At 59.1% G+C, this 15610-nt stretch carries 13 protein-coding genes; 10 read left to right on the top strand and 3 right to left on the bottom strand.

Going from position 1 to position 15610, the window contains the following annotated elements; translation table 11 throughout:
- Positions 1-148: 148 nt before the first annotated feature.
- Positions 149-697 carry an NUDIX domain-containing protein gene (locus H8695_RS07550; RefSeq protein ID WP_249300381.1) on the bottom strand — a complete coding sequence of 183 codons (549 nt, stop codon included), beginning with the start codon at positions 695-697 and terminating at the stop codon, positions 149-151.
- 249 nt (positions 698-946) lie between these two features.
- Between H8695_RS07550 and H8695_RS07555 the strand changes: the two genes are divergently transcribed.
- From H8695_RS07555 to H8695_RS07570, 4 genes are all read left to right on the top strand, one after another.
- Positions 947-1861 carry a M14 family metallopeptidase gene (locus H8695_RS07555; RefSeq protein WP_249300382.1) on the top strand — a complete coding sequence of 305 codons (915 nt, stop codon included), beginning with the start codon at positions 947-949 and terminating at the stop codon, positions 1859-1861.
- A 175-nt stretch (positions 1862-2036) separates the two neighbouring features.
- Complete coding sequence (locus H8695_RS07560) at positions 2037-2492, top strand: MarR family transcriptional regulator (RefSeq protein WP_249300383.1); 456 nt, start codon at positions 2037-2039, stop codon at positions 2490-2492.
- 1 nt (position 2493) lies between these two features.
- Positions 2494-4740, top strand: a complete 2247-nt coding sequence (locus H8695_RS07565) for an ABC transporter transmembrane domain-containing protein (RefSeq protein WP_249300384.1) — start codon at positions 2494-2496, stop codon at positions 4738-4740.
- Between the two features lie 35 nt (positions 4741-4775).
- Positions 4776-6563, top strand: a complete 1788-nt coding sequence (locus tag H8695_RS07570) for an ABC transporter ATP-binding protein (RefSeq protein ID WP_249300385.1) — start codon at positions 4776-4778, stop codon at positions 6561-6563.
- A 31-nt stretch (positions 6564-6594) separates the two neighbouring features.
- Here H8695_RS07570 and H8695_RS07575 read toward each other — a convergent pair whose 3' ends face one another.
- Complete coding sequence (locus tag H8695_RS07575; protein ID WP_249300386.1) at positions 6595-7506, bottom strand: LysR family transcriptional regulator; 912 nt, start codon at positions 7504-7506, stop codon at positions 6595-6597.
- 162 nt (positions 7507-7668) lie between these two features.
- Here H8695_RS07575 and H8695_RS07580 point away from each other — a divergent pair, with 162 nt between their 5' ends.
- Positions 7669-8679, top strand: coding sequence for a threonine aldolase family protein (locus H8695_RS07580; RefSeq protein ID WP_249300789.1), 1011 nt, complete (start codon positions 7669-7671; stop codon positions 8677-8679).
- 46 nt (positions 8680-8725) lie between these two features.
- Here the strand turns inward: H8695_RS07580 and H8695_RS07585 are convergent, their stop codons facing one another.
- Positions 8726-8923: a helix-turn-helix domain-containing protein gene (locus tag H8695_RS07585; RefSeq protein WP_249300387.1), complete on the bottom strand. Its 198-nt coding sequence runs from the start codon at positions 8921-8923 to the stop codon at positions 8726-8728.
- Between the two features lie 397 nt (positions 8924-9320).
- Between H8695_RS07585 and H8695_RS07590 the strand changes: the two genes are divergently transcribed.
- The 5 genes from H8695_RS07590 (at position 9321) to H8695_RS07610 (ending at position 15597) form a co-directional block, all read left to right on the top strand.
- Entirely contained in the window at positions 9321-10538 is a 1218-nt protein-coding gene (locus tag H8695_RS07590) for a M20 metallopeptidase family protein (RefSeq protein WP_249300388.1), read from the top strand.
- A 24-nt stretch (positions 10539-10562) separates the two neighbouring features.
- A complete protein-coding gene (locus tag H8695_RS07595) occupies positions 10563-11804 on the top strand; it encodes an MFS transporter (RefSeq protein WP_249300389.1) in 1242 nt (413 codons plus the stop codon).
- The gene (locus H8695_RS07600; RefSeq protein ID WP_249300390.1) at positions 11801-12568 is read left to right on the top strand and encodes a TSUP family transporter; all 768 of its coding nucleotides are present in this window, start codon (positions 11801-11803) and stop codon (positions 12566-12568) included. Before H8695_RS07595 ends, H8695_RS07600 begins: the two co-directional genes overlap by 4 nt.
- A 365-nt stretch (positions 12569-12933) precedes the next feature.
- The gene (locus tag H8695_RS07605; protein WP_249300391.1) at positions 12934-14214 is read left to right on the top strand and encodes a uracil-xanthine permease family protein; all 1281 of its coding nucleotides are present in this window, start codon (positions 12934-12936) and stop codon (positions 14212-14214) included.
- 108 nt (positions 14215-14322) lie between these two features.
- Positions 14323-15597: an O-acetylhomoserine aminocarboxypropyltransferase/cysteine synthase family protein gene (locus H8695_RS07610; protein WP_249300392.1), complete on the top strand. Its 1275-nt coding sequence runs from the start codon at positions 14323-14325 to the stop codon at positions 15595-15597.
- The last annotated feature ends 13 nt before the right edge of the window (positions 15598-15610 follow it).

Here is a 15610-nt window from a genome sequence, read left to right on the forward strand (position 1 = left end):
GCAAGTTCGCTCTCTTCTCCGGGTTCATATAGAAGGGGGTGGGAAATGAAAAAATGTTTTGGACATGTGTGCGCTTTCTTCTCAACGACTTTAGTATACCGCCGAGCTGTGAATGGGGTGTCACAAAATTGTAACGAATTTGTGAATTTCAAATTTCGCCGCGCTCGCCAAGAAGCTTCACCTTGAGCACAGCCGCGACAGTCTTCGCGTCGACGAGCTCCCCGGCGAGCGCCGCGTCGACAAGCTCGTCGAGCGGGCGCCACTCGGCCTCGAGAAATTCCCCCTCGTCGGGGCGGGCCTCGCCCTCATGCAGCCCGGTCGCGAGATAGAGCGCAATTCGCTCGTTGGCAAAGCCGGGCGACGAGTAGATTTCGCCGAGGCTGCGCCACTGCCCGGCGGTGAGGCCGGTCTCCTCCTGAAGCTCGCGCCGGCCGCAGGCGAGCGTGTCCTCCCCGCCGTGGTCGAGCTTACCCGCGGGGATCTCGGTGAGCACCTCGCCGAACGGGTAGCGGTACTGGCGCACCAGCGCGACGCGGCGTCTGTCGTCAAGCGCGAGAACCGCGACGCCGCCCGGGTGCTCGACCACCTCGCGCGCGGAAGTTCTGCCGCCGGGCAGCTCGACCCGGTCGCGGCGCAGATTGATGATTTTTCCCTCGTAGAGCCGCTCGGTGGAGAGCGTCTTTTCCGTGAGTTCCATTTCGGTGCCTCCTCTGGTCTCAAATCTGATGCTATTGTACCACAGGGGTACGAAGTCATACCAGTCTCGCCGCCGAAAGCGGCTCGCTAAGGATGACTGCTGTACCACAGGGGTGCGAATTCATACCAGCCCCGCTGCCGGGGGTGCGCTGCGGGTGACTGCGGTCATGCCGGGCGCTCCACCGAAACGACTAATGCGCCGCCTGGGTGAATATACATAGCAGTACCGACACAGCAAAGGGGAATGGTAATGGAGAATATCGTCAATTCCAAGGCGCCCCTCGACCCGCGCCGCATGGGCCGCATGATCGACCGGCTCTGCACGCGCTACGGGAGCCTTTCGCGTTTTTCCATCGGCCGGAGTCTCTTCGGCCGGGAGATCGAAGCGCTGCGCTTCGGCCGCGGCGAGAAAGAGGTGCTCTATGTGGGCGCCCACCACGGCATGGAGTGGATCACCTCGCTCGTGCTGCTGAAATTCTGCGAGGATCTGGCAAAGTACCACGCCGCCGGGCGCACGCTCAAAAACTGCGATCTGGCCTATCTCTACGACACGAAGAGCATTCTCGTTGTGCCCATGCTGAACCCCGACGGGGTCGAGCTGCAGCTCAACGGCCCCGCGGAGGATTTGATTCTGCGCGAGCGGCTGCTGCGCATGAACGGCGACTCAGCGGACTTCTCCCACTGGCAGGCAAACGGCCGCGGCGTCGACTTAAACCACAACTACGACGCGCTCTGGCGCGAGGGAAAAGAACACATCGCGCGCGCCGACGGCATTCTCGGCGGCGGGCCCACAAAGTACAGCGGCGAATTCCCCGAGAGCGAACCCGAGACCAGGGCCCTGTGCGACTTTATCCGCATGCGGGACATCCAGCTTCTGCTCTGTCTGCACAGCCAGGGCGAGGAGATCTACTACGAATTCGGCGACGACACGCCGAAGAAGAGCCGGGCGCTCGCCGAGGTGTTTGCCCGCCTAACGGGCTACCGCGCCATGCGCACCGAGGGAAGCGCGAGCTTCTCCGGCTGCAAGGACTGGTTCATCCGCGAGTTCGGTCGGCCGGGCTTCACCATCGAGGTGGGCCGCGGCGAGAATCCTCTGCCCGTCAAAGATATGAACGCCATCTACCGAAAGCTTCTGGAGCTTCTGCTCATTGCACCGGTTCTCTGACAGGGCGCCTCCCGCGGGAGGCGCCTTTTTTGTGCGCAGTTAAAATTAAATAGGTAGCGAAGTAAAAACTTGTGAACGGAGTGTTAATTTTATGAGAATTACCCAAAAATAGGTTGCAATGATTGCACAATATGACTAAAATACATTTAGTCAACTAAGAAAGGAAAGTGAGCCAGTGGACTGGGATAACACCGTGCAGGCCCCGATGATGCAGATCTTCCGCCTGTACTTTCAAATCGCCTTTCACCGCATGGAGAAGCTCGGAATCCACCCCGGCCAGGTGCCGCTGTTTCAAGCGCTCGCCGCGCACGACGGACAGTCGCAGCGGGAGCTTGCCGACAGCCTCTGCATCAAACAGTCGACCATGACGGTGATGATTCAGAGACTCGAGCGCTCGGGCTTTGTCGAGCGCCGCGCCGACGAACACGACCAGAGGGTCTCGCGGGTCTACCTGACCGACGCGGGCCGGGATATTGCCGCACAGTGCGCGCAGATTCTGCATGGGATACAGCAGCAGCTTCTCGAGGGGTTCACGCCCGAGGAGATCATCCTCATGCGGCGCTTTTCCAAACAGATCAAAGAAAACCTGGTCCGCGCGGCCGAAGCTGCGCAGAGGGGAGGAAGACCATAACGTGCTGAAGACTCTCAAGTATCTCAAAAAATCATGGGCGGCGATTCTGCTGATCGTGGCGCTGCTCGCCGTTCAGGCGACCTGCGATCTGTCGCTGCCCTCCTACACGTCCGACATCGTCAACGTCGGCATTCAGCAGGGCGGCATCGAGTTTGCGACGCCCGAAGTGGCGCGCGCGTCAACCATGGAAAATCTGCTGCTCTTTGTCAGCGACGCCGACCGGCAGGAGATTCTGTCCCACTACGAGCTGCTCGACCAGAGCACGCTCGACGCGGCGGATTACGCGGAATATGTCAAAAAGTACCCGGCGCTCGGCCGTGAGCCCCTGTATCTGCTGCGTGACCGGGACATGCTCGAGGAGCTCTCGGGGCTCTTCGACAGACCCATGCTACTTGTGGCGGCATTTGACGGCAGTTCGGAACTGGGCGCCGCGGTCACGCAGCAGATGATGGAGAATCTGCCGCCTGAACTCACTCAAAACGGGGCGGCGGATCCCCTGACCGTCTTGAAGAATCTGCCCGATGAGATGCGCCGGGAGCTTCTCGACTCGGCGCAGGAGCAGCTCGCCGCTCTGCCTGACACCATTGTCTCTCAGAGCGCCGTCACGACGCTCAAGGGGGAGTATGAGGCCATTGGGGTCGACGTCGGGAGCATGCAGACCCGCTACATTGTCAGGACGGGCCTTACCATGCTCGGCATCGCGCTGATCGCACTCGCCGCCACAGTCTCGGTGGGCTTTCTCGCGGCGCGTGTGGCGGCCTCGCTCGGGCGGGAGCTGCGCCGGCGGGTCTTTGAGAAAGTGGTCAGCTTCTCGAGCGCCGAGATGGATCGCTTCTCCACCGCCTCGCTCATCACGCGCAGCACCAATGACATCCAGCAGGTGCAGATGCTCATGGTGATGCTGCTGCGCATCGTGTTCTACGCGCCGATTCTCGGCGTGGGCGGCGTCGTCAAGGCGCTCGGCACCAACGCCTCCATGGCGTGGATCATCGCCGTGGCCGTCATGACAATTCTGATGCTCGTCATGGTGCTCTTCTCACTGGCCATGCCCCGTTTCAATGCCGTTCAGCGCTTTGTCGACCGGCTCAACCTCGTCACCCGCGAGATTCTGACGGGCCTGCCGGTCATTCGCGCATTCAGCACCGAGAAGCACGAGGAGCAGCGCTTTGACAGGGCGAACCGCGACCTGACCAGGACCCAGCTGTTTGTCAACCGTCTGATGGCCTGTATGATGCCGGTGATGATGCTCGTGATGAACGGCGTCACGCTGCTGATTGTGTGGTTCGGCTCCCACAGCATCGACGGCGGCCTGATGCAGGTCGGCGACATGATGGCCTTTATTCAGTACACCATGCAGATCATCATGGCCTTTTTGATGATCTCGGTCGTTTCGGTCATGCTGCCGCGCGCCGCCGTTTCGGCAAGGCGCGTCGACGAGATCATCAGCGCCCCGCTGAGCATCCGCGACCCCAAGGCACCCAAGACCCCCGATGCGGCGCAGCGCGGTGTGGTCACATTCGACCATGTGAGCTTCCGCTACCCCGGCGCCGAGGAGAATGTTCTCACCGACATCTCGTTCACCGCCCGCCCGGGCCAGACAACGGCCATCATTGGAAGTACGGGCAGCGGCAAGTCGACGCTCGTGAGTCTCATTCCCCGCTTTTACGACGCGACCGAGGGAAGCATCACAGTCGACGGCGTCGATGTGCGTGAGATGAGTCAGCACCAGCTTCGCGATCTGCTCGGCTATGTGCCGCAGAAGGGCGTGCTCTTCTCGGGTACCATCGCCTCAAACATCGACTACAGCGGAAAGTCCCCCGAGCCGGAGCAGATCAAAAGAGCCGCAGCCATCGCCCAGGCGACCGAGTTCATCGATCAGAAGCCCGAGGGGTACGACAGTGAGATCTCCCAGGGCGGCACAAATGTCTCCGGCGGCCAGAAGCAGAGGCTGTCCATCGCGCGGGCCATTGCGGGTCACCCGGAGATCTACCTCTTTGACGACAGCTTCTCCGCGCTCGACTTCAAGACCGATGTGGCGCTTCGCCGGGCGCTCGCGCAGGAGACCGGCGACAGCACGGTCATCATTGTCGCGCAGCGCATCAGCACCATTTTAAACGCCGAGCAGATCCTCGTGCTCGATGAGGGGCGCATCGTGGGCCGCGGGACGCATCAGCAGCTTCTCGAGTCCTGCGAGGAGTACCGACAGATTGCGCTCTCGCAGCTCTCAAAGGAGGAATTGTCCAAATGAGCAACGCACCGAAAAAAACGATGAGAGGCCCCGGCATGAAACATCTCGCGGGTGAGAAAGCCAGGGACTTCAAGGGCACCATGGGCAAGCTCGCGGGCTATCTCTCCCGGTTCAAGGTCGGCATCATCCTCGTGGTGATCTTCGCCGTCGGCAGCGCCGCTTTTTCCATTGTGGGGCCGAAGATTCTCGGCCAGGCGACCCAGGCCATCTTCGAGGGCCTTGTCAGCAAGATCACCGGCGGCGCCGGCATCGACTTTGGCCGGGTCGCCCAGATTCTGCTCTTCCTGCTGGCGATCTACGGCGTGAGTTCCCTGTTCTCGTTTGTTCAGGGCTTTATCATGAGCGGCGTCTCGCAGAAGGTTTCCTACCGGCTGCGCCGCGACATCTCTCAGAAGATCAACCGCCTGCCCATGAAGTACTTTGACACCAAGACCCACGGCGAGGTGCTCTCGCGCGTGACAAACGACATTGATACGCTCAGCCAGAGCCTCAACCAGAGCATGACCCAGATCATCACCTCGATTACCACCGTCATCGGCGTGCTGATTATGATGTTCTCCATCAGCTGGCTGATGACCATTGTGGCGCTGCTGATTCTGCCGCTGTCCATGCTGCTGATCTCGCGCATCGTCAAGCGCTCTCAGAAGTACTTCAAGGCCCAGCAGGAGTACCTCGGCCATGTAAACGGCCAGGTCGAAGAGGTCTACGGCGGTCACAGCATCGTCAAAGCGTTCAACAACGAGCAGCGTGTCACCGACGAGTTCAACCACCTCAACGACACCCTCTACAACTCCGCGTGGAAGTCGCAGTTTCTCTCCGGTCTCATGCAGCCCATGATGCAGTTCATCGGCAACATCGGCTATGTGGCGGTCTCGATTCTCGGCGGTGTGCTCGCCATTCGGGGAACGATCAACGTCGGCGAGATCCAGTCGTTTATCCAGTATGTCAGAAGCTTCAACCAGCCCATCTCCCAGGGGGCGCAGGTGGTCAACATGCTGCAGTCTACAGCGGCGGCGGCCGAGCGCGTGTTCGAGTTTCTCGACGAGCCCGAGGAGGACCAGACCGTGCCGAATCCGGTGTCCATCGAGGGGCTCTCCGGGCGCGTGAGCTTTGAGCATGTTCGCTTCGGCTACAACCCCGACAAGATCATCGTCAAGGATTTCTCCTGCGAGGTTGAGCCCGGCCAGAAAGTGGCCATTGTCGGCCCGACCGGCGCCGGAAAGACCACCATGGTAAAACTGCTGATGCGCTTTTACGATGTGACCAGCGGCACCATCCGCGTGGACGGCCACGACATCCGCGACTTCAACCGCAGTGAGCTGCGCGAGCTGTTCGGCATGGTGCTGCAGGACACGTGGCTCTTCAACGGCACCATCATGGAGAACATCCGCTACGGCAGACTTGACGCTACTGACGAGCAGGTCATGGCAGCCGCCAAGGCCGCCCACGCCGACCGCTTCATCCGCACGCTGCCCGACGGCTATCAGATGGTGCTCAACGAGGAGGCGAGCAACGTCTCCCAGGGACAAAAGCAGCTTCTGACCATCGCGCGCGCCATTCTCGCCGACCCGAAGATTCTCATTCTCGACGAGGCGACAAGCTCGGTCGACACCAGAACCGAGCTGCGCATTCAGCGGGCCATGGACAATCTCATGCGCGGCAGAACGAGCTTTGTCATCGCCCACCGGCTCTCGACCATTCGCGACGCCGACCTGATTCTGGTCATGCGCGACGGCGACATCGTCGAACAGGGCCGACACGAGGAACTCCTCGAGAGAGGCGGCTTCTACGCCGAACTCTACAACTCGCAGTTTGACAGCTGAAAAGTTTGAATACAAGGCAGGGGCCCCACTGTTACGGGGCCCCTGCTTCTTTCTTGCCGGGTGATAGTTGAAACCGGCTCCTCATTGTTTTTTTCGCGTATTCCACCAATCTTCTGGTCACCGGCGAAGCATCTCTCAGTGAGGGAACCGCAATGCCAAGAGTGATATACTGAGGTGGAGAAAACGGTATTTCGGCCACATTTCCCACCCAATTTTCAGAGATTAACCTCTGATTAAAGCTGACGCCCAATCCGGCAGCAACCATATTATAAGTGGTAAAGGCGTCCTTTGTCGTAAAGCTGACAGTCGGGTTTAACTGCAGCGCGGCGAGAAGACGATCCTGATCCGTGTCACTGTCTGGCGATGTCTGAATGAAGGGCTCATGTTCCAGATCGCGCACCGGGAAAAAGTCGGCTGAAGCCAGCGGATGCTGCTGCGGCAGCCAGGCGACGATTTCATCCTGAAAGACAGGGATCCAGTCACAGTTGGCAGTGCCGGGCTTCGCGCAAAAACAGCAATCCACAGATTTTTCACACAACCATGCTGTCATTTCCCTGTTGCTGCCCTCTTTCATGTGAATCAGAATGCCGGGGTGGAGTGTGCGAAACTCTTTGAGAATGGGCGGCAGCAACATGGACGACACGCTGAAGTAGCTTCCAATTGTCAACACGCCGCAGACGGCGCCGCGTATGTCGGAACTCAACTGCGCCGCATGGTTATGGGCCCGAACAATGTCGCGAAATACGGGCAGCATGATTCTTCCGTTTTCGGTGAGAACAACCCCCTTTTTGCTGCGAATAAACAGGGAAAAGCCGATTTCTTCTTCCAATGAGTTGATGATGCGGGTAATACCTGACTGTGTGTACCCAAGATCTTCCGCTGCGGCAGTAAGGCTGCCATGGTCAACCGCTGATAAAAAGGCTCTGCACTTTACTTCTTCCATCTCTGCACCTTCATGATTAATATTCATGTTTGATATGAGAAATTGAATGTTGTCTCATGGATAAATGTATTTTACAATACAGGAAAAGGGCTGTCAAATAACGGCAAACAGAGGGGAGAGTCAGAGTTGGAAGCAAGAAAAGTACATTTTGACAACGATTATATGGAAGGGGCCCATCCCCTTATTTTAAAAAAAATTGTTGAAACCAATGAAATGAAAACAGAGGGCTATGGCATTGACCGGTTTTCGGAGCAGGCCAGAGAAAAAATACGCATAGCCTGCCAGGCCCCGCATGCGGAAGTACACTTTCTCTGCGGAGGAACACAGACAAACAGTATTGTAATTGGGGCGCTGCTGAGACCCTGTCAGGGTGTTATCGCTGCGCTCAGCGGACACATCAATGTTCACGAAGCAGGTGCCATTGAGGCTGGGGGGCACAAGATCCTGGCGATACCCCACCGTGACGGTAAAATAGACGCTGATCAGATTCAAAAGACAGTAAACAGCTATCAACACGATCTCAATCGAGAGCACATGGTAATGCCTGGGATGGTATACCTTTCTCAGCCCACCGAGTACGGAACGCTGTATTCGCTGAAAGAACTTCAGGAAATCAGCGCGGTATGCCGTGAAAATAACATTCCGCTTTATCTGGATGGAGCCAGACTTGCCTACGCATTGGCCTGCCCGGAAAACGATGTTTCCCTGTGCGATATTGCGCGGCTCTGTGACATTTTCTACATTGGTGCAACAAAGTGCGGCGCGCTGCTTGGTGAAGCCGTTGTCATTCCCCGGGAAGGATTGATTCCGCACTTTTTCTCCATTATCAAACAACGCGGGGCTCTATTGGCTAAGGGAAGACTATTGGGGATACAATTTCAAGAGCTGTTTACGGATGACCTCTATATGAAGATTGGGAAACCGGCTATACAGGCCGCAAAGCGGATCAGAGAAGCACTGAAACAACAGGGTTATACGCTCTTCACTGAATCACCAACCAACCAGGTCTTCTGTGTGATGAGTGACAGAGAGCAAAAAGAATTAAACCGAAAGGTTACATTTGGATACTGGGAAAAATTTGATGACACACATACGGTCATTCGATTTGCCACAAGTTGGGCCACACGGGAAGAGGACGTAGAGGAACTGATAAACATTCTAAAAGCTCTTTAAATAATCGCGATAAAATGTAAGCCGGCAGAACTCTGCCGGCTTACATTTATTTTTTCAGGAAGAGGTCGTTCGGTGTGCAGTGGAGCAGCTCGCACAGACGCTCGATGTTGTCGTATTTGATTGAGGCCGTCTCGTTGTTGAGCATTTTGCTCAGGTTCTGATAGGTCATATCCATGTTCTTGTAGAGCCAGTATTTTGTCTTCCCTTTTTTGTAGAGAAGTTCGAGGACATTGAGTGTAATCATATGGTCACCTAAATCATATTTTCTGGGTGAATTGCGCCGCAAACCGTGATATAATAGCCGCATACGCGGCTATTATATTTATTTCAGCCCGTTTTTCTCGCCCCTTGCGGGGCAACCGAAAAACATGGGCAGAATACCGTCTGTGCTGCGCACATACGGTATTGGCCGCATACGCGGCTATCATATTCATTTCAGCCCGTTTTTCTCGCCCCTTGCGGGGCAACCGAAAAACATGGGCAGAATACCGTCTGTGCTGCGCACATACGGTATTGGCCGCATACGCGGTTATCATTCATTCCGGCTCGTTTTTTCGCCCGGAACCAAAATGGATGGGTACCGTTTGTAGCGCGCAATCACTCGAATTACAGCTTTGTTACCGTCAGGAGGGGTTGGTAGTATGCTTACCGAAACAATGCGTGAAGAGCTGAAGTGCCTTGAGGCCCAGCTCGTCGATTTCCGCCGGGATCTTCACATGCACCCGGAGCTGCTCTATGAAGAGGACCGCACGAGAGAGAAGATCATCGCGTGGCTCAAGGATTGCGGCCTTGAGATTCAGACCGGCGTCGGTCAGCTCTTTCACAAGGGCGTGGTCGCGACGCTTCGCGGCGGGCGGCCCGGCAAGACGATTCTGCTGCGCGCCGACATCGATGCTCTCCCAATACAGGATATGAAGCAGGTGCCCTATCGGTCACAGGTGGCGGGCAAAATGCACGCCTGCGGCCATGATCTGCACACCACGGCGCTGCTTGGCGCGGCCCGCGTGCTCGCGGCCCACCGCGACGAGGTGCCCGGCACGGTGCGCTTCGTCTTTGAGCCATCCGAGGAAAACGGTCTGCCCGACGGCACGGGCGGCATCCGCAGCGGAGGGCTCGATCTCGTGCTCGACGGCGTCTGCGACGGGGTGGACCTCGCCTTTGCGCTGCACACCAATTCCGAGATTGACTCGGGCACCATTCTGCTCTTTGAAAAAGAGGCGCTCTCCGCCTCCTCGTCGTTCAAGGTGACTTTCCACGGCCGGGCCGGCCACAGCTCGGCCCCGCAGATCGCGCGCGACGCGGTGCTCATGGGCGCCGAGTACATCACGGCGAGCTACCTGATGATGAACCGCTGCTTTGACCCGCGTGAGAGCAATGTTCTGACCTATTGCACCATCGAGGGAGGCGACGCGATCAACGTCATCGCCGACCGCTGCCACATCACCGGCAAGTTCCGCTGCTTTGACCAGGAGCTCAGAAAAGTCATCTGGCAGAAGCTTCGGGATCTCGGGGAAAATGTGGCCCAGCGCTGGGAGGGCTCCTTTGTGATGGAGGAGCCGACCGACGGCACCCTCGCGACCATCAACACCCCCGAGGGGGTCGAGGCCGTGGCGCGAGCCGCGGCGCGCGTGCTCGGCGGGGAGAACGTCGTGCGCACCACAAAGCCTGCGATGTGCAGCGAGGATTTCTCCTACTACCTCGACCGGGTGGGCGGCGCCATGTTCATGCTGGGTACGGCCAACCGGGAAAAGGGAATCTTCCAGCCGCTGCACAGCGCCCTCTACGACGTGGATGAGGACGCCATCGTCCTCGGCTCACAGATCATGGCGGGAGTTGTCTTCGCGGCAAACGGCGACTGAGATACATCAGGGAGGGGAACCAGGATGGAAACCAACACCACTGCGGCAACGGCAAGGACTGAGGACCCGAAATACACCCAAAACCACAAATACTACTACCCCGTACTGCTGGCGCTTGTCTTCTTTCTCTACGCGCCCGACTGCATTGTCACGGCCTACTTTGTAAAGTTTCTCGAGGGTGTGCTCCACTTCTCCAAGCCCCAGATCAGCACCATTACCGCGTTTGGCCCCATCGTGGCGCTGGCGGCCCAGGCGTTCTGGACCCGGCGCGCAAACAGCGCGCGCTGCCAGAACGACGTGCTGCAGCTGACCACCGTCGGAACGATCGTGCTGACGCTGACCTATCTCTTTCACACCCGTGTGCCGCAGAGCGTGCTGTTTTTCTATGTGTTCGCCGTGACGGTGCTGATGAACTTCTTTCGCACGGCCACGACCTTTCTGTGCGACTCCATCACGCTGACCTGCCTCGACCGTGCGCAGCGCCCGTTCGGCCCGGTGCGCCTGATGGGCTCCATCGGCTGGGCCACGGCCTCGATCGTCTGCTCGCGGCTGCTCGACGGCCATTTCGGGCGCTTCCCGGTGATCGTCGCGGTGCTCTTCGGGCTTCTGCTGTGCGCCGAGGCGTTTCTGCCAAAGGTCCGCTCCGAGGCCGCGCCGAAGCAGAGGGGCAACACCTGGCGCTTCATCCGCCGCAAGTCGGTCTTCCCCTATGTGGTCTACATCATGACCTTCATGCTCGGTTGGACACTCAGCGGCACGTTTTTCTTTCTCTACTACGAGAGCCTCGGCGGCAGCGCCTCGAACTACGGCGTCTACCAGATGCTCATCACGCTTGTTGAGATCCCGGTGCTCTACAACGCCGACCGCATTTTGAACCGCTTCGGCCCGGCGAAAGTGCTCGCCTTTGCGGCGGTGGTCGTTGCGGCGCGCAACCTCTACCAGTCGCTGATCCCCTCGTGGGAGTGGGCGTTTGCGGCAGTGCTCATCAACGGCTTTACGGTGCTTCCTCTGTTTGTGCTGCCGAAGTACATGATGAGCGTGGCGGGACCGGGTGAGAAGACGACCGGCCAGATGGTCAACACCACCGCGCAGATTCTCTTCCGCTCGCTCGGCTCGCTGCTCAGCGGGTTCATCATCAAATACCTCTTTGGGGACGTCATCCGCCCGATCATGTGGGTCAGCGTCGTGTCGCTGCTCACGGGCGCGGTCTACATTCTCATCGCAGACAAAAAAGCGGCGCAGTCGCAGCAGGAGTTTTCCAAATGAATGAGACCATCCGAATTCTACTGATCGTCTGCCCGCTGATCTTTCTGTCGGGCCTGATCGACTCGGTCGCGGGCGGCGGGGGGCTGATCTCCCTGCCCGCCTATCTCGCGGCGGGGCTCCCGCCCCATCTCGCCGCCGGCACCAACAAGTGCTCGGCCACGTTTGGCACGCTTGTGAGCACGCTGCGCTTTATGAAAAACAGGCGTGTGCACTATCTCTCAGCCGTGGTCTCGGCCGCGGCGGCACTCGCGGGCTCGTCGCTCGGGGCCATGCTCAACATGGGCGCCGACGAGCGGGTGCTGCAGGTTCTGCTCGTGGCGGCGCTGCCGGTGATCGCGGTATTTCTGCTGATCAAACGGGACTTCGGCGCCGAGAGCCGCATCGAGCGCCTGTCAAAGAGGGCGCTCGTCGCGCTGTCGCTTGCCATCGGCTTTGTGCTCGGCCTCTACGACGGATTCTTCGGCCCGGGCACCGGCACCTTTCTGATTCTGGCCTACACCGGCATTGTAGGCTTCGACCTCGTCACGGCGTCCGGCAATGCCAAGATCGTCAATCTCGCCTCGAACGTGGCGGCCTTTGTCACCTATGCGCTGGGCGGAAAGATTCTCTTTCTGATCGGCATTCCGGCGGCGCTCTTCGGCATCGCGGGCAACTGGATCGGCTCGGGGCTCGCGCTGAAAAGGGGCGCGAAGATCATCCGGCCCATGTTCTTTGTGGCGCTGGGAATTCTGCTGTGCAAGGTGCTCTGGGATCTGTTTTTCTGAGTGTGAGACACCTCCCCGCCGGGCGGCGGGGAGATTTTTTTGCGGCATTGTGAAAAAAATGTTGTTTTTCGGCGGTTCTTATTGTATAATAGCCGAAAAGCGGTTTGGCTGCCGCTGCGGCAGACCGTCCGCCCGGCGTTTTGATGCGCGGGAAAAAGAGAATTTGCGGGAAAACTTGCAAATTTTTTTTGCCCATTTCCGGGTGACAGCCGTACAATACGCAAATTTTTTTTGCGCATTTATAAGAACCAACCGGGGCCCCTGGCCCCGGCGGCGCTCGGGCGCCCGCTCACCGCGGGACGCGCGAAGCCGGGGGAGGCGCTGCCTCTCCCTTGGGAAATCACCATGAATAAGGGGGAAATTTCATGCAAAACGAGGGCAACATCACCTCACTGTCCACCGGCAAAAAGGTCGTTCTTGGCGTACAGCACCTGTTTGCCATGTTCGGCGCCACCGTGCTCGTGCCGATCATCACGGGGCTGCACCCGTCGATGGCGCTCATCGGAGCGGGTCTCGGAACGCTGCTGTTCCACTTCATCACCGGCAACAAAGTGCCGGCTTTCCTCGGGTCGAGCTTCGCGTTTCTCGGCGTGCTCTCCATGATCATCGGGGGCGACACGGCCAACATTCCGCTCGCCCAGGGCGGTATCATCGCGGCGGGTCTCGTGTATGTGGTCATCGCGATCATCATCAAATTCATCGGCACCGACGCCATCATGAAGCTCTTCCCGCCGGTTGTCACCGGCCCGGTCATAGTGGTCATCGGCCTCGGCCTTGCGCCGAACGCGCTTCAGAACGCGGGTCTTCTCTCAAACGGCGCGGCTGACTTCAAGGTCGACTGGCTCTCGGTCGGCGTCGCCGCTTTCTCGCTGGCGGTCGTCATCGCGCTGACCATCTTTGCCAAGGGCTTTTTCAAACTCGTGCCGATTCTCTTCGGCTTCACGGCGGGCTATGTGCTCTGCCTGATTCTCGACGCGGTTGCCGGCACCCACTTTGTCGACTTCTCGGCCATCGCCGCCGCTCCGTGGATCAACATTCCCTATGTGACGGAGAATTTCTTCACGCTGCCGAAGTTTGATCTCAATGCCATTCTGACCATCGCTCCGGTGGCGCTCGTCACGTTCATGGAGCACATCGGCGACGTCACAGTCATCGGCTCGGTTGTCGGCAAGAATTTTCTCAAGGATCCGGGCCTGCACCGCACCATCCTCGGCGACGGCCTCGCGACCGCACTCGGCGGCCTGATCGGCGCCCCGCCGAACACCACCTACGGCGAGAACACCTCGGTGCTCGTCACGACCAAGGTGTACAGCACCTCGGTGCTCAAGATCGCGGCGGTCTTCGCCATTGCGCTCGGCTTCTTCGGCAAGTTCGGCGCGATTCTCATGACCATCCCGACCCCGGTGCTCGGCGGCATCTCGATCATGCTCTACGGCATGATCGCCTCCATCGGCATGCGCACCATGGTCGAGTCGAAGATCGACTTCTCGTTCAGCCGCAACCTGATCATCGTCGCGCTGATTCTGGTCGTGGGTCTCGGCATGTGGAACGGCATTGCCATCACCTCGACTTTCAGCCTGTCGGGTCTGTTCCTGGCCGTGGTCATCGGCGCTCTTGCAAACCAGATTCTCCCCCAAAATATCTGAGTTCGTCTCCGATTGTAAGCCGCCCCCTCTTGTGGGGGCGGCTTTTTTTCGATATAATGCAAGAGATCGGTTGTTATCAAAACATTGCCACGAGAGGGTGTGTCTTCCATGAGTAAATACCGCATTGAAACAAACTGCGTGCAGGCCGGCTACCAGCCGCAAAACGGCGAGCCGCGCGTTCTGCCCATCGCGCAGAGCACGACCTACCAGTACGATTCGATCGAGCACGTCGGCAAGCTCTTCGACCTGACGGCCGAGGGACATATGTACACGCGCATCTCAAACCCCACCGTCGCTGCGGTTGAGGCGAAGATCGCCGCACTCGAGGGAGGCGTCGGCGCGCTGTGCACCTCGTCCGGCCAGGCGGCGAATCTGATTGCGCTTCTCAACATCGTCAAGTGCGGCGACCATGTGGTCAGCGGCGCCGCCATCTACGGCGGCACGACCAATCTCTTCTCGGTGACCCTCAAGCGCTTCGGCATCGATGTGAGCTTTGTCGCCTCCGATGCGGATGAGGCCGAGATCGAGGCCGCCATGCGCCCGAACACAAAGGCCGTCTTCGGCGAGACTCTCGCAAACCCGGCGCTGCGCGTGTTCGACATTGAGCGCTTTGCCGCGGTCGCTCACCGCCACGGCGTGCCGCTGATTGTGGACAACACCTTTCCCACCCCGATTCTCTGCCGCCCGTTCGAGTTCGGGGCCGACATCGTCACCCACTCGACCACCAAGTACATGGATGGCCACGCGGTGCAGGTCGGCGGTGTGATCGTCGACAGCGGAAAATTCGACTTTACAAACGGAAACTTCCCCGAGTTTACCGAGCCGGACGAGAGCTACCACGGCGTGGTCTACACCCGCGACTTCGGCAGCGCGGCCTACATCACCAAGGCCCGCGTACAGCTCATGCGCGACCTCGGCAGCACCCCGTCGCCCCAGAATGCGTTCTATCTGAATCTGGGACTTGAGACGCTGCACCTGCGCATGGCGCGCCACAGTGAGAATGCCCTCGCCGTGGCGCAGTTTCTCGAGGCCGACGCGCGCGTCGCGTCGGTGAGCTACCCGGGGCTCGCCTCGTCGCCGGACCATGCGCTCGCAAAGAAGTACTTCCCCGCGGGTGCGAGCGGCGTCGTGTCGTTCTGCCTCAAGGGCGGGCGGGAGGCCGCCGTCAGGTTCATGGATCACCTCAAGCTCGCGAAGATTGTCGTACACGTCGCGGATGCGCGCACCTCAGTGCTCCACCCGGCGAGCACCACCCACCGCCAGCTCACGGATGAGCAGCTCGCGGCGGCCGGCGTCGACGCGGGTCTGATCCGCATGTCGGTCGGCATTGAGAACGTCGAGGATATTCTCGAGGACATCCGCTCGGCGCTCGCCGCGGTCTGAGAAAAACGACTAT

The sequence above is a fragment of the Feifania hominis genome, assembly GCF_014384765.1.
In the GTDB taxonomy this organism is placed as follows: Bacteria; Bacillota; Clostridia; order Oscillospirales; family Feifaniaceae; genus Feifania; species Feifania hominis.

What these genes read in the sequence shown, in the direction of transcription:
- H8695_RS07550 (WP_249300381.1), bottom strand. Translation starts at nt 697, where the DNA reads ATGGAACTCACGGAAAAGACGCTCTCCACCGAGCGGCTCTACGAGGGA.
- H8695_RS07555 (WP_249300382.1), top strand. Translation starts at nt 947, where the DNA reads ATGGAGAATATCGTCAATTCCAAGGCGCCCCTCGACCCGCGCCGCATG.
- H8695_RS07570 (WP_249300385.1), top strand. Translation starts at nt 4,776, where the DNA reads ATGAAACATCTCGCGGGTGAGAAAGCCAGGGACTTCAAGGGCACCATG.
- H8695_RS07575 (WP_249300386.1), bottom strand. Translation starts at nt 7,506, where the DNA reads ATGGAAGAAGTAAAGTGCAGAGCCTTTTTATCAGCGGTTGACCATGGC.
- H8695_RS07580 (WP_249300789.1), top strand. Translation starts at nt 7,669, where the DNA reads ATGGAAGGGGCCCATCCCCTTATTTTAAAAAAAATTGTTGAAACCAAT.
- H8695_RS07585 (WP_249300387.1), bottom strand. Translation starts at nt 8,923, where the DNA reads ATGATTACACTCAATGTCCTCGAACTTCTCTACAAAAAAGGGAAGACA.
- H8695_RS07590 (WP_249300388.1), top strand. Translation starts at nt 9,321, where the DNA reads ATGCTTACCGAAACAATGCGTGAAGAGCTGAAGTGCCTTGAGGCCCAG.
- H8695_RS07595 (WP_249300389.1), top strand. Translation starts at nt 10,563, where the DNA reads ATGGAAACCAACACCACTGCGGCAACGGCAAGGACTGAGGACCCGAAA.
- H8695_RS07600 (WP_249300390.1), top strand. Translation starts at nt 11,801, where the DNA reads ATGAATGAGACCATCCGAATTCTACTGATCGTCTGCCCGCTGATCTTT.
- H8695_RS07605 (WP_249300391.1), top strand. Translation starts at nt 12,934, where the DNA reads ATGCAAAACGAGGGCAACATCACCTCACTGTCCACCGGCAAAAAGGTC.
- H8695_RS07610 (WP_249300392.1), top strand. Translation starts at nt 14,323, where the DNA reads ATGAGTAAATACCGCATTGAAACAAACTGCGTGCAGGCCGGCTACCAG.